Origin of the sequence: Paenibacillus sp. PSB04, from assembly GCF_025809195.1 — a bacterium.
Taxonomy (GTDB): Bacteria; Bacillota; Bacilli; order Paenibacillales; family Paenibacillaceae; genus Paenibacillus_AQ; species Paenibacillus_AQ favisporus.
Window position 1 is genome coordinate 2,325,697 of sequence record NZ_CP081301.1, and the last position, 17,116, is coordinate 2,342,812.

General features: G+C 54.1%; 17 protein-coding genes. 12 read left to right on the forward strand and 5 right to left on the reverse strand.

Annotation, left to right across the window (positions count from 1 at the left end):
• Positions 1 to 38: 38 nt before the first annotated feature.
• Positions 39 to 464, reverse strand: coding sequence for a VOC family protein (locus K2F33_RS10885; protein WP_076176801.1), 426 nt, complete (start codon positions 462 to 464; stop codon positions 39 to 41).
• Between the two features lie 167 nt (positions 465 to 631).
• Here K2F33_RS10885 and K2F33_RS10890 point away from each other — a divergent pair, with 167 nt between their 5' ends.
• From K2F33_RS10890 to ilvA, 8 genes are all read left to right on the forward strand, one after another.
• Entirely contained in the window at positions 632 to 2,062 is a 1,431-nt protein-coding gene (locus K2F33_RS10890; protein ID WP_076176800.1) for a spore germination protein, read from the forward strand.
• Between the two features lie 9 nt (positions 2,063 to 2,071).
• Entirely contained in the window at positions 2,072 to 3,226 is a 1,155-nt protein-coding gene (locus K2F33_RS10895) for a Ger(x)C family spore germination protein (RefSeq protein WP_076176799.1), read from the forward strand.
• Between the two features lie 18 nt (positions 3,227 to 3,244).
• Positions 3,245 to 4,348 (forward strand): spore germination protein, encoded by a 1,104-nt coding sequence (locus tag K2F33_RS10900; RefSeq protein WP_263881640.1) that lies wholly within the window; start codon positions 3,245 to 3,247, stop codon positions 4,346 to 4,348.
• Positions 4,349 to 4,374: 26 nt separating this feature from the next.
• Positions 4,375 to 4,932, forward strand: coding sequence for a flavodoxin family protein (locus K2F33_RS10905; RefSeq protein ID WP_076176797.1), 558 nt, complete (start codon positions 4,375 to 4,377; stop codon positions 4,930 to 4,932).
• A 567-nt stretch (positions 4,933 to 5,499) separates the two neighbouring features.
• Positions 5,500 to 6,132, forward strand: coding sequence for a TetR/AcrR family transcriptional regulator (locus K2F33_RS10910; RefSeq protein ID WP_263881641.1), 633 nt, complete (start codon positions 5,500 to 5,502; stop codon positions 6,130 to 6,132).
• On the forward strand, positions 6,129 to 6,593 hold the full coding sequence (locus K2F33_RS10915; RefSeq protein ID WP_212985490.1) for a PH domain-containing protein: 465 nt from the start codon (positions 6,129 to 6,131) through the stop codon (positions 6,591 to 6,593). Before K2F33_RS10910 ends, K2F33_RS10915 begins: the two co-directional genes overlap by 4 nt.
• The gene (locus K2F33_RS10920) at positions 6,583 to 8,070 is read left to right on the forward strand and encodes a PH domain-containing protein (RefSeq protein ID WP_263881642.1); all 1,488 of its coding nucleotides are present in this window, start codon (positions 6,583 to 6,585) and stop codon (positions 8,068 to 8,070) included. Before K2F33_RS10915 ends, K2F33_RS10920 begins: the two co-directional genes overlap by 11 nt.
• A gap of 432 nt (positions 8,071 to 8,502) precedes the next feature.
• Positions 8,503 to 9,735, forward strand: a complete 1,233-nt coding sequence (gene ilvA / locus K2F33_RS10925) for a threonine ammonia-lyase IlvA (RefSeq protein WP_234489521.1) — start codon at positions 8,503 to 8,505, stop codon at positions 9,733 to 9,735.
• Positions 9,736 to 9,981: 246 nt separating this feature from the next.
• Here ilvA and K2F33_RS10930 read toward each other — a convergent pair whose 3' ends face one another.
• Positions 9,982 to 10,923, reverse strand: a complete 942-nt coding sequence (locus K2F33_RS10930) for a hypothetical protein (RefSeq protein WP_263881643.1) — start codon at positions 10,921 to 10,923, stop codon at positions 9,982 to 9,984.
• Positions 10,924 to 11,203: 280 nt separating this feature from the next.
• Between K2F33_RS10930 and K2F33_RS10935 the strand changes: the two genes are divergently transcribed.
• Positions 11,204 to 12,415 (forward strand): chromate transporter, encoded by a 1,212-nt coding sequence (locus tag K2F33_RS10935; protein WP_263881644.1) that lies wholly within the window; start codon positions 11,204 to 11,206, stop codon positions 12,413 to 12,415.
• Between the two features lie 168 nt (positions 12,416 to 12,583).
• Here K2F33_RS10935 and K2F33_RS10940 read toward each other — a convergent pair whose 3' ends face one another.
• Positions 12,584 to 13,249, reverse strand: a complete 666-nt coding sequence (locus K2F33_RS10940) for a DUF1129 domain-containing protein (protein ID WP_263881645.1) — start codon at positions 13,247 to 13,249, stop codon at positions 12,584 to 12,586.
• Between the two features lie 80 nt (positions 13,250 to 13,329).
• On the reverse strand, positions 13,330 to 13,452 hold the full coding sequence (locus K2F33_RS10945; protein ID WP_256992987.1) for a hypothetical protein: 123 nt from the start codon (positions 13,450 to 13,452) through the stop codon (positions 13,330 to 13,332).
• 258 nt (positions 13,453 to 13,710) lie between these two features.
• On the opposite strand from K2F33_RS10945, the gene K2F33_RS10950 reads away from it, so the two are divergent.
• The 3 genes from K2F33_RS10950 to K2F33_RS10960 all read left to right on the forward strand — a co-directional run bounded on the left by K2F33_RS10950 (position 13,711) and on the right by K2F33_RS10960 (position 16,102).
• A complete protein-coding gene (locus tag K2F33_RS10950; RefSeq protein WP_263881646.1) occupies positions 13,711 to 14,187 on the forward strand; it encodes a hypothetical protein in 477 nt (158 codons plus the stop codon).
• Positions 14,188 to 14,308: 121 nt separating this feature from the next.
• Positions 14,309 to 15,139 (forward strand): alpha/beta hydrolase, encoded by an 831-nt coding sequence (locus tag K2F33_RS10955; RefSeq protein ID WP_076176789.1) that lies wholly within the window; start codon positions 14,309 to 14,311, stop codon positions 15,137 to 15,139.
• A gap of 180 nt (positions 15,140 to 15,319) precedes the next feature.
• Complete coding sequence (locus tag K2F33_RS10960; protein ID WP_076176788.1) at positions 15,320 to 16,102, forward strand: DODA-type extradiol aromatic ring-opening family dioxygenase; 783 nt, start codon at positions 15,320 to 15,322, stop codon at positions 16,100 to 16,102.
• A 240-nt stretch (positions 16,103 to 16,342) separates the two neighbouring features.
• Here K2F33_RS10960 and K2F33_RS10965 read toward each other — a convergent pair whose 3' ends face one another.
• Complete coding sequence (locus K2F33_RS10965) at positions 16,343 to 16,888, reverse strand: DoxX family protein (protein ID WP_076176787.1); 546 nt, start codon at positions 16,886 to 16,888, stop codon at positions 16,343 to 16,345.
• Positions 16,889 to 17,116 lie beyond the last annotated feature (228 nt).

Consider the following 17,116-nt stretch of genomic DNA (forward strand, 5'->3'; position numbering starts at 1 on the left):
CGGCAGCCTTTTTTTGTTGCGTTGGAATTTCGTTCTCTTTACTCCGCCGGAAACTCCCAAGCGGGATTCCAGACGATTTCCCACAGGTGCCCGTCAGGGTCCTGAAAATAACCGGAGTACCCTCCCCAGAACGTGTCGTGCGCGGGTGAGGTGATAGTAGCTCCCGCCTGACGCGCCTGTTCCATCACTTGATCGACCTCTTCCTTGCTGGTAACGTTGTGGCCGATCGTAAACTCCGCACTGCTGGGGGCCGTGCGCTCGATGTTGGCGTCGTGGACAAGGTCGTCCCTTTTCCAGACAGCCAGCTTCACCCCGGCCTGAAGGTCAAAGAACGCGACCGCGCCGTGCTCAAACTCTGTTCCAATAATGCCTTCCGTAGGCAGCCCCAAGCCATCCCGGTAAAAGGCCAGCGCCCTTTCCAAGTCGTCTACCCCCAGGGTCAAAACGGATATACTTGGCTTCATCGTGTTACATCCTCCTTCTTGGATTAAAGTGTGTGCAATGTCTTCGGCTGGTACTTTTGATTATAGCAATGTATTGGTGACAGCTTGATTGTCATCATTAAGGAATAATTTGACTTCATTTCCGGCATGATATGAGAACCGATCATCGTACACAAGAGGTGGAAACTATGAAGGGAACCGCACTGGATATCCTCAAACAGCAGCTGAAGGATTCCCCGGATCTGGTTTGCCAGCCATTTCTCATTGACGGTAGAACTTGTACGTTATTTTATATACCTTCCATTGTAGACCAAGCGATGCTTCAAAAGAACATCGCCCGTTTTTTGCTGGCCGAAAGCCGGACGGGGAGTTGGGATGCTTTTCGCCGTAACCTGCAGCAAGGAAACGCGTTTCCGATCGTCTATCATTCCATTTCCGGCCCAGAAGAGGCATCCGTCCTGGTCGTACAAGGGAAGGCCGTCCTGCATGTGGATCAAACGGACGATTTTTACTATTTTGACACCGTACAGTACCAGAAAAGATCGATTGCGGAATCGCAAAACGAATTGGTCGTTACGGGTCCGCAAGAGGCTTTTATCGAGGATATTCAGAGCAACCTGTCCCTGCTGCGCCATAAGATCCGGCATCCGAAGCTGAAGATGAAGGAATATACAATCGGCGACTATACCAACACGTTGGTTTATGTGGTTTATATCGAGGGCCTGCCCAAAAACGAAGTGTTAGCCGAAATCGACAGCAAGCTGCAAAGCCTATCCATCGATGGGATTTTCGGTATTGGCTATGTAGTGGAGCATTTCAAGGAAAGCTCCACGCCGTTTCCGATATTTCAATATACGGAGCGGCCTGATGCCGTTGCAGCCTCTTTGCTCGAGGGGCGCGTCTGCATTTTGATGGATGGGGCACCCAATGCTGTGATCGCTCCGGTCACCTTGTTTTCGTTATTGCAGGCCTCGGAGGATTATTTTCAGAGTCCCTTTGCAGCCAGCTGGATTCGCACGGTCCGATTCGCTTTTTCACTGCTGTCGATTTTATTGCCTTCATTATACGTAGCGATTACGACGTTCCACCCTCAAGTCCTTCCGGCTCATCTGCTGATTACGATCGCATCGGCCCGTGAACGCATCCCGTTCTCGGCATTAACGGAAGCGCTGCTGATGGAGCTGACCTTTGAAGCGCTGCGGGAGGCGGGCATGAGAATTCCGAAGCCTGTCGGCCAGACGGTCTCGATCATCGGGGGGATCGTCATCGGCCAAGCCGCCGTTCAGGCAGGCATCGTCTCCGCTCCCATGGTCATCGTCGTTTCGATCACAGGGGTGGCCTCTTATATCATTCCCCATCTGGAGCTGGGGCTTATTTTTCGGATGCTCCGTTTCCCGTTTCTCATTTTGGGTGGTTCGATGGGGCTGATCGGCATATTCGCAGGTACTTTCGTTCTGTACGCGCATCTGGTGCACTTAAGGTCCTTCGGGGCCCCATATTTGCAGCCGGTCGCACCGCTCGTCCTGTCCGATTGGAAAGATACGCTGTTGCGGCTGTCATCACCTCTGATGAACAAACGCAGCAGCGCCTTTTCGAGAATCCGGCATCGGAGGAGATAATCGATTCCTATGAAAACGACACTTATGAAAATTGGGCTGATGGTAATCTTGTTGTGCAGCATCACTGGATGCTGGTCCAAAGTCGAGCTGGATCAGCGTATTTTCGTAAACGGGGTGTTTGTCGATGTCGGCGAAGAACCCGGAACGGTGAAGGTCTCGATCAGCACCCCTCTGACCAACCGCCTGGATTCGGACCAGTTAAGCGGCGGGGGAGGCGGCAAGGATAAGCCCTACTCCTTGATCACCAAGCAATCCACGAGCATCGGCAAGGCGCTGGAATATATCCACAAAGATTTGTCGCGCCAGCTCAGCCTGTCCGAAATCAAAGTCGTGATGATCAGCGAGCAATACGGCGAGCAGGGCATCGGCGATCTTCTGGAATGGATCAAGAGGGAACCCGATGTCCCGATCGGGGCATACTTGTTAGTTGCTTCCGGTAAGCTGGATGATGCCGCACACCTGACGCCGATTTTTGAACAGCTGCCCACCACGGTGCTGCTAAGCTTCGCCACCCAAGGTTATATGCTGAATACGACCATTAAGGACTGTCTCGTCGCGGACGCGGCAGGATTGGGATACGCCGCCACCTTATTGCAGAACGACAAGATCCATTCCGCCGCCGATGCTCATAAAAGCGAAACGTGGACGGGAATAAAAGGGGCGGCTTTGTTTCAGCAAGGCCGATTGAAAGGCACGCTTCCCTATGAAGAAGCCAAAACGATCGCATGGGCCTATGGGCATCTCAAATTTCCGATTTATTCCGTTCAATGGGATCACGGCAAGAGCAAAGCAGATCTTAAATTCACTTATACGAACGGCAAAACTTCGGTCAAAATGACCCCAAACGGCCCGGTTTTCACGGTTCATCTCAAAGGCAGGGCCAGCATCATAGCCAAAAAGGACGCTTCTCACCGCTTCGTGAAGGACGTCAGCGGGACCATCATGAATCAAATGAGAGAAACCGTCTCCGAAGACTTCCGGAAGAGCATTGCCTACTCTCAACAAATCGGAGCTGATGTGCTTCAGCTCGGGTTTCTTCTGGAGTGGAACGCCCCGCAGTACTGGCAGCAGGTGAAAGGCAAATGGCCGGAACACTATAAGAAGGATGCCGAGGTACGCGTAGTTACCAAGCTGAGCCTGGACGATTACGGGAAAGAATATTGAGAAGGGGAGCGAGGCGAAATGACTTCAAACAACAACTGGAGGTTGGCCCGATTTGCCTTTGTCTATTTTAACTCCCAGGCGTCCATCTTCCTTATTCCAGAGCTGGTATCCACGTCAAGCTATCAAGGAATTGCGGGCATCGTGTTCGGTTCCCTCCTGGGCTTCATCATTTTGTTCTATGTGGTCTATGTCGGCAAGCTTCAGCCCGCGTCCTCCTGGGTCACTTTCGGAAACCGAATCATGGGTAAAGGGATACATGGAGCCTTCGTTATTATGCTGCTCGTATGGACGGTGTACTACGCCTCCTACGATATCCAAAGCTTCGTGTTGTTTTTCGGGACCAATTACTTGAAAGGAACCCCGCCCTGGTTCATCCAGCTCATTATCAGCCTCGTGATCCTCTACGTCGTCCGGTTGGGGGCAAGGACGCTTGTCTACATGTCGGATGGCCTTTTTTTGCTGATCTTTGCAACCACGCTGCTGATCACCTATTTTTATGCTGAAAACGCCAGTGTGCAGATGCTTCCGGCTTTTTTTCATTATTTTGACCTGCCTACTTTTTTCAGCAACACAATGGCTACGTTTTCGGTCGTGAGCGAGTGGGTGGTCTTTCTGTTTCTTGCTCCGGAATTTACATTCGGCAAAGGGACGTTCGCCAAGCTGGCGGTTGCATCGATTGGAAATTCCTTCGTCTTGTTGTCAGGCTGGATGTTTACGCTGCTTAATTTCAGTCCGCATTATGCCAAGCAGATCCAATATCCATTCCTCGAAATTATCCGAGGTAAAATAGACGATGGCCTGTTGGAAAACTCCGCCCCATTTATGATCGGGGTATGGACGGCTTCGATGCTGATCCATTGCTCCTTTTTGATATATGCCGGGACCAAGTGCATGTCCTATTTTACGAAAGGTAGAGGAGAGGGAATCATCGTCCCTTCGCTGACGCTCGTTTCGGCGGGGATTGCGTTTTATTACGCCTACCACTTGTCTGCCTACCAGAAGCATTATTTCTCCTTTATTACGGTGCTGGTGTGGATATTTATCGAGCTGATTCCGTTGTATTATGGGATTGTGGCCATGTTACGAATACGGTCAAAAAAATGGTGGAGTGAGCAGACCTGAATGTAAACGTCAAGGAGTGAAATACGATGAGCATCACTGTTATTTATGGGGGTACGCGTCCAGACGGGAATACGGAGCTTCTGACCGAGCGGGTCGTCCGGGGATTTGCCGGCGTGGACCGGATTGTGCTGAAAGAGTATACCGTTCAACCGATTGAGGATCTTCGACATACCGAGCAGGGGTTTCAAGATGTGGGCGACGATTACAACGCGCTGATTGACCGCGTGCTGGCCGCGGATACTGTGATTTTTGCCACGCCGGTGTATTGGTACGGCATGTCGGGCCATATGAAAAACTTTATCGATCGCTGGTCCCAAACGCTCAGGGACGATCAGCGTCCGCATTTCCGGGAATCGATGAAGTCCAAAACCGCTTATGTGATTGCGGTCGGCGGCGACGATCCACAGCTGAAAGGACTGCCGCTGATCCAGCAGTTTCAGCATATTTTCGGCTTTTTCGGAACAAAGTTTGGGGGCTATATCCTGGGCGAGGGGAATCGGCCTGGGACAGTTATCCATGATACTCCGTCGATCAAGCTGGCGGATGAGCTCCGGGACCGTCTGATCCGGCAGGTGCAAGAATAAGTCATATTTTTCATTTTGCATAGCTTGTGGTATATCTTGCCGGATGCTAAGATAACAATAAATAAGGAGCAGCCGGCCCAGGCTACTCCCTAGCACAAACATCTTGAGTGGGATTTCCCTCCAGGATCAAGCTTGACCTTGAAAATAACCCACTTAGGTGCCGACCTTAAGAGTGGGTTATTTTCGTTTATCGATGTAAGTGAGTAACGCTACCAGGAAAATCCCGAAGGTTAGTACTTCACCAAACGAAATGTTCATTCGCATCACCTGAGCTAACGTAACGTTTAACCTGAGAATAAAAGACTTAGAAAAGGCCCATTTAAGGTGGGCTTTTTTTTATGCTTACCCATCAAAACAAATCCACACATTTCATGCATCATGATAGTGAGGTCTTCAAGCAGTATAGGCCCTTAGTTGCCCCAGTCACCAATTTTCTGGCGGATCCATACTGCCTCAACGGTTTGGATATTGACAACTTAGTACACACGTACTAAACTAATTAGTACAGTCGTACGATTTGTTAGAATCTACGAAGCAGCTGAACTCCAATAGGGGGCGGGGGAGTCAATGGAACAATCGAAGAGAAGGCAGCAAATCGTGGAGGTCGCAATCCATACGATTGCCGAGCTTGGTTACGCCCAGGCCTCGGTGGGACAAATCGTCAAGCGTGCCAGTGTAAGCAAAGGCGTGTTCACCTACCACTTCGCCAGCAAGGATGAGTTAATGGAGCAAATCGTCCATGAGGTCTTTGATGCCGGAGCACGCTTCATGTCTCCACGAGTCGAGGGACAAACGACACCTAGCGATATGTTGAAGACCTATATCGAATCGAACCTGGAATTTATGGGCGGGCACCGTGACTATATCGTAGCTTTAACGGAAGTTGTCACGAATGCGCGCACGGCGGACGGAAAGCTTCGGTTCGGAGGAGCCGCCGATGACTTGATCCTGGAGCCTCTTATCGAAATATTGCGATGGGGGCAGGAGGCCGGGGAGTTCAAGCCGTTTACCGAACGCTCCGCTCGTGTGACTGCAGCGGCCATCCGCAGCGCCATTGATGGCGTCGCAAGCCAGCTGCTCGTCAATCCCGGCCTGGACCTTTCGGGATACGCGGCGGAACTTGCCGACCTGTTTCTATCGGCCGTCCACCGTCCCTCTCATCCAGTGGATTCGTCTGCGGAAGGAGGAGAGCAGTCATGAAACGGATCGATCCGAGGGCGGTAAAAGCGCGAAGAATGGAAGGGTGGATCGCCAGCGCGATCAGTGTCGTGCTGATTATCGCGCTTCTATGGCTGACAATGGCTTACAGCTGGCCCGTCTGGATTGCGGGATGGAGTGCGGCCGCCGTTCTGCTGTTTATCGTGCTTGAGCTGGCGGTGCTGCCCGGTTTGCTGTACCGGTTCTGGCGATATGAGATTACGGAAAAGAACGTAGAGCTGAATCACGGCGTCTGGGTGCGCAGGAAAACGTTAATCCCGATGGTGCGTATTCAGCATGTGGATTCCAAGCAAGGGCCGATCCAGAAGATTTATGGACTGTCCACCGTCACGTTCTCCACCGCAGCCGGCAGCCATCGCATTCCTGCATTGTCAGAGCAGGAAGCTGAGAATATTCGCAAGCAGATTTCGGATTGGGCAGGAGGGACGGACGGTGAACTCTAATCCAGGACCCTTGCCGGCCAACCGGCGGCTGCATCCCGTATCCATTCTGTACTTTCTGATTCATTCCGGGAAGGAATTGGCGGGCTTGCTGCCTTTAATTCCATTCTGTATTTTTCTGATCCATCGCGTATTTGGAAAAGAGATCGACCGCATCATGCTGACCGCTTGCGTGATTGCGGCGGCTGCGCTCATGCTGATCGTGTTCGCTTGGCTGCGCTGGCGCCGTTTTGTGTACCGGGTGGAGGACGGCGTCCTTTATATGGAACACGGGCTGTGGGTCCGCCGAAAACTATGGATCACCAAGGAACGCATTCAGTCTCTGAATATCACAGTCAGCCTGTATGATCGAATGTTCGGGCTCGTTCGCCTGGAAATGGAGACGTCCGGGGGTGAAGATGAGCCGGAGGCCGTGCTCAGTTCGATTTCTGCCGCGGAAGCCGCCCGGATTCAGCGAGAGATCGGCATGGCAAACCCGGAGAAAGCGGCGTCCGAACCGTCCGGCGATTCCCTCGTTCACGCTGAACAGCCGAACGCTACTCCCCTGAACAGCATGCGGCTGTCACTGGGCCAAACGCTGATTCTAAGCACAACGAGCGGCAAATTCTCGATCCTCTGGATGGTGATCGTAGGGGGAGGCTTGAAGCTGTGGGATGAATGGGTGAGGGATACGCCGGTATGGGATCAGCTGTCCCCGCGGCTGATGGTCTTCGGAATCCCGGGACTCATCTTCATCCTTGCGATCCTTTCCTGGCTGCTCGCGTTTGCAGGCGCCTTCTTACTGGAGTACGGCTTTCGGGTTGAGGCCGAGGGCCGTACGTTAACCATCGAGCGGGGCATTTTGGAAAGAAAAAGAACCGTCATCAAGCCGCACCGGATTCAGGCGATCCGCATCACCCAGAACCCGCTGCACAAGCTGCTTCGCCGGGCTTCGGTTCGAATGGTCATCGCAGGCAGCTCGGATGAGGAGAAAAAGGCCGTCGATTTGTTTCCGCTTGTCCGCTATGACGAGCTTCCTCTGCGGATGGCAGCTTTTTTGCCCGGCTTCCGCCTGCCGCAGACCTGGAACCCGGTCAGCCGTAAATCTTACCGTTCTTACACCGTGCTGCCTGTTCTCATCTGTATCATCCTGGCGGCAGCCGCCTGGTTGCTCGCGCCCGGCGTGTGGCGGTGGCTTGCATGGGTTCTTCCCCTCTTTGCCTGGGCAGCGTCATCAATGGAATACCGGAGGGCGGCCTGGAGCCGGGAGGAGAACCAGCTTCACATCCGCTATGGGAGCTTTTCCGAGAAAACCGTGCTGATCCCGATCTCCAAGGTACAGTGGCACAAAACCTCGCAGACTCCATTCCAGGCGGGAAAAGAGCTGGCCACGCTGAAAGTGGCGGTAGCATCCGGTAAATCCGGAGACAAAGTTTCGCTGCGGCATGCCTCGGCCTCCGATGTCGACATGCTCACCGATTGGCTTTCCGGAAAACAGTAGCTGATGGCCTTCCACCGCGAAGCGGGTGGGAGGGCTTTTTTTTACGATCAAACCGAAGGTTGGCGCAATTAGGGAAAAACGCCATAAGAAAAACGTCTATCGACGTACTTTCAAAGAAGACAGACCGCGGTTAGCTGAAGTTTTTCTTGCGATTATAGAATGGTTCAGCTTCGCTGAATTTTATAAATTCTATAATCTTCAAAAATAGGCGCCCGCCGGGAGAGAGCCTCTTGAAAAAAAGCCGCAAAAGCGTTAAGTTACTGAGTAATATAAAAACGTCCGTTTAAAAAGAGGGTTAGCGGAGTGAGGAGAGAACAAGAGATGAAAGATACCGGTAAGGAAACGCAGGCCCAGCCTTCAGCTGGCGCCGAAGGAGTCACTGTCGTGAACGCTGAGAGAGAAAGCGCGGCAGACAAGCCCCGCACCGTCAGCATGGAAGATATCGTCCGGGCACACCACGTGCTGCGGGAGGTTATCGTACGGACGCCGCTGCAGCGGGACCCGGTCCTGTCGGCGAGATACGAATGCAACGTGTTTTTGAAAAGGGAGGATCTGCAGGTCGTGCGTTCCTTCAAGATCCGCGGGGCCTACAATATGATCCGCAGCCTGTCGCCGGAGGAGATGGCGAAGGGAATCGTGTGCGCGAGTGCAGGCAACCATGCGCAGGGTGTGGCCTTTTCCTGCCATGCGCTGAATATTCACGGGAAAATCTACATGCCAAGTACGACCCCGAACCAGAAGGTGAAGCAGGTCAAGCGCTTTGGCGGCAGCAACGTGGAAGTCATTCTGACCGGAGACACGTTCGACGACGCCTACGCAGAGGCGATCAAGGCCTGCGACCGCGAGGGCATGACGTTTATCCATCCGTTTGACGAGCCTAAGATCATTGCAGGGAACGGCACGATTGCGATGGAAGTGATGGAAAGCCTGGATTCGGCTGCAGATCATGTGTTTGTCACCATCGGCGGCGGCGGACTGGCGGCAGGCGTGGCGACGTACATCAAGACGGTCAGTCCCGCTACCAAAGTGATCGGCGTCGAGCCGGAAGGCGCGGCATCGATGAGCGAGGCGCTGGCTCAGCAGGGCGTTGTCACCTTGGACGAGATCGACAAGTTCGTCGACGGAGCAGCCGTGAAAAGGGTGGGCGACACCCCGTACGACATCTGCTCCCGCCTGCTGGACGACGTCGTCAAAGTGCCGGAAGGCAAAGCCTGCACGGCCATCCTGGAGCTGTACAACGAAAATGCAATCGTCGTTGAGCCCGCAGGCTCGCTGCCGGTCGCGGCGCTGGACCTGTACCGGGATGAAATCCGCGGCAAGACGGTCGTCTGCATCATCAGCGGCGGCAACAACGACATCGACCGGATGCAGGAGATCAAGGAGCGTTCGCTCATGTACGAAGGCATCAAGCACTACTTTATGATCAATTTCCCGCAGCGCTCCGGCGCGCTCCGCGAATTTCTGGAGGACGTGCTCGGGCCGGGAGATGACATCACCAACTTCGAATATACGAAAAAGCACAACAAAGAGAACGGACCGGCGCTCGTCGGCATCGAGCTGAACAGCCGCGAGGATTATGAGCCGCTCATCGAGCGCATGAACCGGAAAGGTCTCAAATATACGGAGCTGAACAAGGATTCCAGCCTGTATAACATGCTGATTTAATAGCGGCCGATCCCCGGCGGCGGATGCTGATATGCTCGCCCCTTGGTGCACCGTGCCAACGTGGGAGCAATCCGCTTTCGCCCGCCCAAACTACAAAAAGGGAGACCCTGCAACCATCGCAGCGGTCTCCCTTTTCTATTTTTAAATATGACAAAGGATCAGCTTCGGAGAATGTACGTCGATAGACGATTTTTTATCCGGTTGATGATTCAGCCGATAAAAGTTTCGTCTGATGAACGAGCGGCATTATTTCAGCGCGGAATTGATGTAGTTCCGGACTTCCGGCGTCAGGGTGTCTTTGTTTTTGTTCACGACGTCAAGGAATCCCTTGATGCGTTTCAGGTAGCCGCTCGTGGCCGGGTTTCCTTTGCTGACGGCAGCTTCCAGCGCGGCTTTGGCCTTCGGATCGATTTTCTTGCTGTCATAGTCGAACATCGGCGTGTTGTTGAGGCCGTTCATGCTGATGGACAGGTACAGCTGGTACAGCGCTTTGACCTGGGTCACACGGTTGGATTTCGGATACGACTTTACGAATGCTTCCTGGGTCTGGGCACGCTTGATAACTTCCTGCCAGCTGATCGACAGCGCCGCGTCGTTGGCAAAGCGGTTTTTCGTCTCCGCCGTCATGATATCGATATAGCTCTTGATATCGTTGGTTACGTAAGGGCGAACCTTCTGGAAACGCGGGTAGTCCAGCACCAGGTAGAACATGCCTTCAGCCGTTTCGAGACGATAGCCGCTGTCGCGGGCGCCTTTGAAGAGGGTTTTCAGGTTTTTGTCGCTCGTCTTATTGATCAGGGAAGTCAGGTCGTCGCCTTGCTTCATCAGCTTCATGAGGCTGCGCTGTACATTGTCTTTGTAAAATTTCTGGTTCCATGCTTCCAGATTGGCGTTTTCGGCATTCTCCATCTTGAGAGCCATCAGCATCGCTTGATACGGCGTTACTTGATACATGTTTTTCTCCATGTAGGCCAGTGCTTCCGCCTGCTTCGCCGGTTTCTTCAGCAGCTCCATCATGTGGTTGTAAATGGCGTTGGCGTGCTTCGTTTTGGCCGAGACGGCGGCAGAAACTGCCGGTTTGGTAGCGGCAGGCTGCGCGGTGGCGGCATGAACCGCTCCGGCTCCGGTTTGCAAGGTAAGGGCAATCATAAGGGCAGCGGCTGTGGCCGCGGTAACTGTTTTTTTCATAGGTGTGTTCAACCTCCTGTTTGGTATATGAACATATTACCCGAAGGTTGTTTCGCTTTGATCTCAACTTGTTTCCGACTTGTAAACTTTTAGCGATTGATTTTGGTGACAGGGGAATTTCACAGTATTCCATAGAACTAAATATCAGGGATTCGTATTTTTACTCACGTGTTTTGAATTTTTTGATACTCCATTAATCTACATACAACATATAACGTTTATGATGGATTTGATTTGCCGGCAGTAAGCACCGTATAAATAACGTTAGGGAGCGATTGGCTTGAACCCTGTACCACAACAAACCTTAGAAGCTACTAATGCAAAATCAGGCTCACTCTGGGAGGTGCTTCGCGTCTCCACCAAATTAGGCCTGACCTCCTTTGGAGGTCCGATTGCCCACCTGGGTTACTTCCATGACGAATACGTCCGGCGCAGGAAGTGGATGGACGAAAAAGCCTATGCGGATCTTGTGGCCCTCTGCCAGTTCTTGCCCGGTCCGGCAAGCAGCCAGGTCGGAATCGGGATTGGCATCCTCCGGGCTGGCCTGTGGGGCGGTGTGATGGCCTGGTTAGGCTTTACGCTGCCTTCCGTGATCGTGTTGGTTCTGTTCGCCTTATTGCTACAAGGCTTCGATATCGCAAATGCAGGCTGGATTCATGGGCTTAAAATCGTGGCTGTCGCTATTGTCGCACAGGCTGTGCTGGGGATGGGCCAGAAGCTGACTCCGGACCGATCCCGGGTCACGATCGCGGTCGGCGCTGCCGCGCTTGTGTTACTATGGCCGACAGCCTATACACAAGTGCTCATCATTGCCGCCGCGGGTATACTCGGGCTGTGGCTGTACAAGAGGGGTCCGGATCCTGGCAGCCAAAGTCTGCGGATGCCGGTGGGCAAACCTTTCGCGATCGGCTGCCTTGTTCTGTTTTTCGGCCTGCTCGCTGCGCTGCCGCTCCTAAGACAAACGTTTGACATCCAATGGCTTGCCCTGTTCGACAGCTTCTACCGCTCGGGGTCATTGGTGTTTGGCGGCGGACATGTCGTACTGCCTTTGCTGGAGCGCGAGGTGGTGCCGACGGGGTGGGTGAATCCGGAAGACTTCCTTGCCGGCTATGGGGCGGCGCAGGCTGTTCCCGGACCGCTGTTTACTTTTGCAGGGTACCTCGGGGCGATGGCCAGCGGAATCACAGGTGCAATTGTAGCGACAGTGGCGATTTTCCTGCCTGCTTTTTTGCTGGTTGCCGGAGCGCTGCCGTTCTGGAACGGCCTCCGAAACAGCCCCAGGGTGCAAGGTGCGCTAATTGGGATTAACGCTGCCGTGGTCGGCATCTTGTTAGCGGCATTCTATGTTCCGATCTGGACGACGGCTGTTACGGCACCGGTTGATTTTGCCTTGGCTCTATTGCTATTTATCCTGCTTGTCTTCTGGAAGCTCCCGCCTTGGGTTGTCGTTCTTGCCGGCGCGTTAGCCGGGATGATTATCGGATGGATATGAGTGGATCTTAGAGGCAGCCGTATATATAGCCAAAAACGAAAAATCCCCTTCGAGCAAGCGCAGCGCTGCCATTCAGCACATGCCTGCTTAAAGGGGATTTTCACTATGTTCGGGCTATCCGTAAATATGGGGCCAAGGCGCTTTGTCCAGCCAACCTCGTTAGCCGAATCAGCCCCTTCTTAGAAAGATAAACCGCAGCCCGGCCAGCCCAATCAATCCGATCACCAGGCTCACCCATGGGTTGACAGTGAAGACCGGCAGCATGGTCCGCATCGAGAACCCGATGATCATGACGATGATCAGGATGATCAAGTACACCCCGATCGCCTTTAAATCGATCTTGGGCTTGCTGGAGCCCTCATCGCTGCCCGGTTTATTCAGGGTCTTGGTGACGAGCTCGGTCAGCAGAATCGAGCCTGCGGCCAACACGATCAGCGCCAGCAGGCTGATCCGATTGATCGGTTCCCCTGCATAGCCGCTCCATTCGGCGACCAGTCCAAACACCGCCTCAACCAAGAACAAGAACGTGAACGCCGCCCAAGGAATCATGATGTAATAGGCGGCTCCCTCGATGGCTTTACGCTTCGGCAGCGCATCCGCGATGCTGCGGGCACAGGCCGCCGGATCTTCGCCATACAGCTGGGATGCCGTGCGGCCGGCTTCCTGGGCCTTCAGCACGTCCGAAGCCACTTCGAGCAGCTTCTTCTCGGCCTGCTGCCGATCGGCCCGGGTGCTGCGCACCGCGATGATGACATCCTCCACGTAATCCCGGTTCGCCGGGGTCATGCGTTCGCGCAGCCGGTTATTTTCTTGAATCATTTGCTTGATCGTCATTCTGTACGCTCCTCCATATACCACAAGTATAGGAACAGCCCCGGCCGTTTGCAAGGCAGCCTTCAAGGGATACCGCCCCTCTATTCCTTGAAAAAGAGCATTTCATAGTGCACCGCCACATAAATGATGGCGATAATGACGCAGACGATCAAGACGATCGACAGCGGTTTTTCCTGGGCAAACGTCATGACATGGTCCCACATGGATGATCCATCCCCTCGCGAAAATGATAAGTAGACCTAGTTTCTGCCGCGCGTCTGTTTTCCATGCAGGCAAGGGGATATGAGGCGCAGCGATGGTCCATAGCAACGCTCCACAGCGACGCTCCACAGCCCAGCAGTAGTCTCCCGTCTTTCGCAATTTTGTGAACATTTAACGACCCCCGAATAATCCGCCCGGATGCGCGTGACAATAGGTCAATATGCATCAAAAATTTTATCTGACCAGGGGGTGACCTTGTCGTGAGCGACAACTTTAAGCAGAAATATGTGTGGGACAGCAAGAGCAGAGGATGGATCGTGGAAATGGCCGCGCTGGGGTCACTGAACGGGTCCGAACCAGCGGCCGAACAGGCGCGGACAAAGGGAGAAGAAGGCGGGCAGCCGTCTGTATCCGGGCAGCAGGCAGGGCAAGCGAATCGCATCAGCGATCAAGAGCTTCGCGGCGTTGGCCCGGTCGATGTCGGCAACGGCATACGGGGCGTAGGTCCGGCAGCCGAAGATAACGGAATCGGGCCTCGGACGGCGGGCGAATTCACGAGCGAAATGGCCGAGGAGCCGATCGAAGCTTACGGCTGGCTGAATGAACCCGAGTCCAAGGAGGAGCGCGGCAGCTGGCATCCGCAGAACGTGCTGGAAGTAAGTCCGGAGAACAGCCTGCTGACCGATTGGGAAGGCCGGGAGGAAACCCATTCGATGTTCCGCCGCAGTTACGAATAGAGGCATAAGCCGCTTTTTCAATTGACACTCTCCACCCCGCGGTGATAAGATAAATTCCGATATCACATTAAACTTATCGGAATTATCAATATATAAATTTTATGGGGACGGGGGAGTTAGGATGGAGCGGAATATTACGATCCGGCACGAACAGGAGGAGCTGGCGGCGAGCCTGCATTATCCGGTGAAACAGGAAGGCAAGGAAGGCCGAAGCAAAGACCGCGTCCCGCTGGTGATCATCTGCCACGGGTTCGTCGGGAGCCGGATCGGCGTGGACCGGCTGTTCGTGAAGACCGCGCGCGAGCTGGCGCGGGAAGGATACATGGTGCTGCGCTTTGACTATGCCGGATGCGGCGAGAGCAGCGGGAGCTACGGGATGGAAGGGCTGGAGTCAATGATCGCCCAGACCCGGACGGTGCTCGATTACGGCATGAGCTGCGTGGATGTCGATCCGACGCGCGTCACCTTGATCGGGCACAGCCTGGGAGGCGTGGTGGCCATCCTGACGGCTGTCCGCGACCGCCGCGTCAAGAGCCTGGTGCTGTGGTCGTCGGTCGGATATCCGCTCAGCGATATTTTGAAAATCACCGGCAGAGACGTGTACGATACCGCGGTGAAATCCGGGTACTCGGATTACCTGGGTTATGACTTCACCCCGGGATTCTTCGACTCGCTCGGCCAGTATCAGCCGCTGCAGGAAGCGGTGAAGTTCGGCGGCGACGTGCTCATCATTCATGGAACGTCGGACGACACCATCCCGGTGGACTATGCATTCCTGTATCAAAAGGTGTTCTGGATGCGCAACGAGGGGCGCTGCGATAAGGAGATCATTTTCCAGGCGGACCATACGTATTCCTCCGGACCCCACCGCAGACAGGTGATCCACTGCACGAAGGAGTGGCTGAACGACCAGGAAGCCGTTCAACAGGAATGGCAGCATTGGATGATCTAGAACGTTACGAGGATCGGTTATCCCAGGCAGACACCAGGCAGGGTAGGCGTGGATAACGAGGCGTGGCGGCGATCCAAGGCAGGCGGGCGGACCGTATGTTCGGGCGGAAATTGGAAATCTCTCTGCATACACGGTACAATAGAAACAGCAACGTATACTGGCGTGTGGAGGTTGACATCGATGACATTACCAGCACTATTTGTAGCCCACGGTTCACCCATGCTCGCTTTGGAGGATCACGAGTACTCGCGGTTTTTGGAGTCACTGGGACGGGAGCTGCCTGCCCCGGAAGCCATCGTCGTCTTCTCGGCACATTGGGACAGTCCTGAGCAATCGATGACAGTGGACGAATCTCACGATACGATGCATGACTTTTACGGATTTCCTGAAGCGATGTACGAGCTCCGCTACCCGGCTAAGGGGTCGGCAGCCGTCACCCAAAGAATCGCCAGCCTGTTCGAAGCGGGCAACCTGCATTACGAGCCCGTTCTGGGACGCGGTTTGGACCATGGCGCCTGGGTCATCCTGAGCAAAATGTACCCGAACGCGGACATCCCGGTCATCGAGCTGTCCGTGGATTCACGGCGGTCACCTGAGGAGCAGTACGCCATTGGCGCGATGCTGAAGGAGCTGCGGCAGGACAACGTCCTGATCATCGGCAGCGGCGGCCTCGTTCATAACTTGCGGCTGATCAGCCAGACGGATGAACCGGAAGCCTGGGCGGTCGAATTCGACGAATGGATTGCCCGGAATCTGGAGACCTGGAACCTGAAAGAGCTGTTTAACTATGACAAAAAAGCACCGCATGCACGCGAAGCCGTTCCGTCCTACGGGACCGAGCATTTCGCTCCGCTGTTCTACGCGATGGGCGCAGCGAGCGACGAGGCGAAGGCCAAACGGCTGATCCAGACGTATCAATATGGAAGCCTCAGCCTGAACTGCTGGATGTTCGGCGGGTCTTGACCCGATCGGAAGACTTGCAGCAAGATTGCATATTGAAGTGGACCGGCGAGCGCCGAAAGTCCTGTAAAATATAAACGAGCCGGCATCCTTGCCGGCTCGTTTCTTGTTTGAACGGGGGAACGTTCAAAAACAGTATATGGGGAAAGCGGCGGTCCGCATCCGTCCATCCGGCCGTCCGCGGGATTCGCGCTTCAGCCGAGTGGACGGTGCTGGTTGCGGGCCGTCCGCTTGCTCCTGAAGTTAAGCGGCGCCCTTGCTCTTGCCATTCATGCCTGGTGCGGGTGCCGGCGTGGGATCCATGCCGTCATGATGCCGGTGGAACAAGCCGCGGAGGTAAGGCAGTACCCAGCGGTCCAGACCGATCCGGCCGGCGTTGGCGGCAGCGACGACGATGAACATTTCAAGCAGCAGCATTTGTGCGTTGGTGCTTACGGTGCCCGAGAAGAGGAACGCCGCGTTCATCACCATACCCATCAGGGCGGCGAAGGTGGTGAAGGTGCCGAGGATCAGCCCCAAGCCGACCAGCGTTTCGCCGAGCGGGATCAGGACGTTGAAGAATTTGACGCCCGGCAGGGCCGCGTGTTCCAGGAAGGCGGCCCACCAGCCTTGAACGGCCGGATGATCACCGGTGCTCTTGGCAATGGCCCCCTGCAGGAATCCGCCGGCATCGAAGCCTCCGGTCAGTTTCTCGATACCGCCTTTGATCCAGCTGTACCCCAGGTAGATCCGGACGACGGTCAGCAGCCAGCTTGCTACTTTGTGATTTCTAAGCCAATGGTTGAACATGATTTGTTCCACTCCTTTATTTTCTTTAGGTTATGTTGCTTTTGGAAGATGATCATCTTTGATGTCTTTATTATAAGTGAAATATTTCACAATAACTGTGATATACATCACACATCCAACAAAATACGAAAAAAGATTTCAGTTATGTTTAAGATTCGGACGCTAAGCTGGATTTATCCGAAAAACGGGATGTTTTAGCAGTCGAAAGAATTAATAACCTTCAGTGTA

What these genes read in the sequence shown, in the direction of transcription:
- K2F33_RS10890 (WP_076176800.1), top strand. Translation starts at nt 632, where the DNA reads ATGAAGGGAACCGCACTGGATATCCTCAAACAGCAGCTGAAGGATTCC.
- K2F33_RS10960 (WP_076176788.1), top strand. Translation starts at nt 15,320, where the DNA reads ATGACATTACCAGCACTATTTGTAGCCCACGGTTCACCCATGCTCGCT.
- K2F33_RS10940 (WP_263881645.1), bottom strand. Translation starts at nt 13,249, where the DNA reads ATGACGATCAAGCAAATGATTCAAGAAAATAACCGGCTGCGCGAACGC.
- K2F33_RS10965 (WP_076176787.1), bottom strand. Translation starts at nt 16,888, where the DNA reads ATGTTCAACCATTGGCTTAGAAATCACAAAGTAGCAAGCTGGCTGCTG.
- K2F33_RS10900 (WP_263881640.1), top strand. Translation starts at nt 3,245, where the DNA reads ATGACTTCAAACAACAACTGGAGGTTGGCCCGATTTGCCTTTGTCTAT.
- K2F33_RS10915 (WP_212985490.1), top strand. Translation starts at nt 6,129, where the DNA reads ATGAAACGGATCGATCCGAGGGCGGTAAAAGCGCGAAGAATGGAAGGG.
- K2F33_RS10895 (WP_076176799.1), top strand. Translation starts at nt 2,072, where the DNA reads ATGAAAACGACACTTATGAAAATTGGGCTGATGGTAATCTTGTTGTGC.
- K2F33_RS10945 (WP_256992987.1), bottom strand. Translation starts at nt 13,452, where the DNA reads ATGTGGGACCATGTCATGACGTTTGCCCAGGAAAAACCGCTGTCGATC.
- K2F33_RS10885 (WP_076176801.1), bottom strand. Translation starts at nt 464, where the DNA reads ATGAAGCCAAGTATATCCGTTTTGACCCTGGGGGTAGACGACTTGGAA.
- K2F33_RS10955 (WP_076176789.1), top strand. Translation starts at nt 14,309, where the DNA reads ATGGAGCGGAATATTACGATCCGGCACGAACAGGAGGAGCTGGCGGCG.
- K2F33_RS10905 (WP_076176797.1), top strand. Translation starts at nt 4,375, where the DNA reads ATGAGCATCACTGTTATTTATGGGGGTACGCGTCCAGACGGGAATACG.
- ilvA (WP_234489521.1), top strand. Translation starts at nt 8,503, where the DNA reads ATGGAAGATATCGTCCGGGCACACCACGTGCTGCGGGAGGTTATCGTA.
- K2F33_RS10930 (WP_263881643.1), bottom strand. Translation starts at nt 10,923, where the DNA reads ATGAAAAAAACAGTTACCGCGGCCACAGCCGCTGCCCTTATGATTGCC.
- K2F33_RS10910 (WP_263881641.1), top strand. Translation starts at nt 5,500, where the DNA reads ATGGAACAATCGAAGAGAAGGCAGCAAATCGTGGAGGTCGCAATCCAT.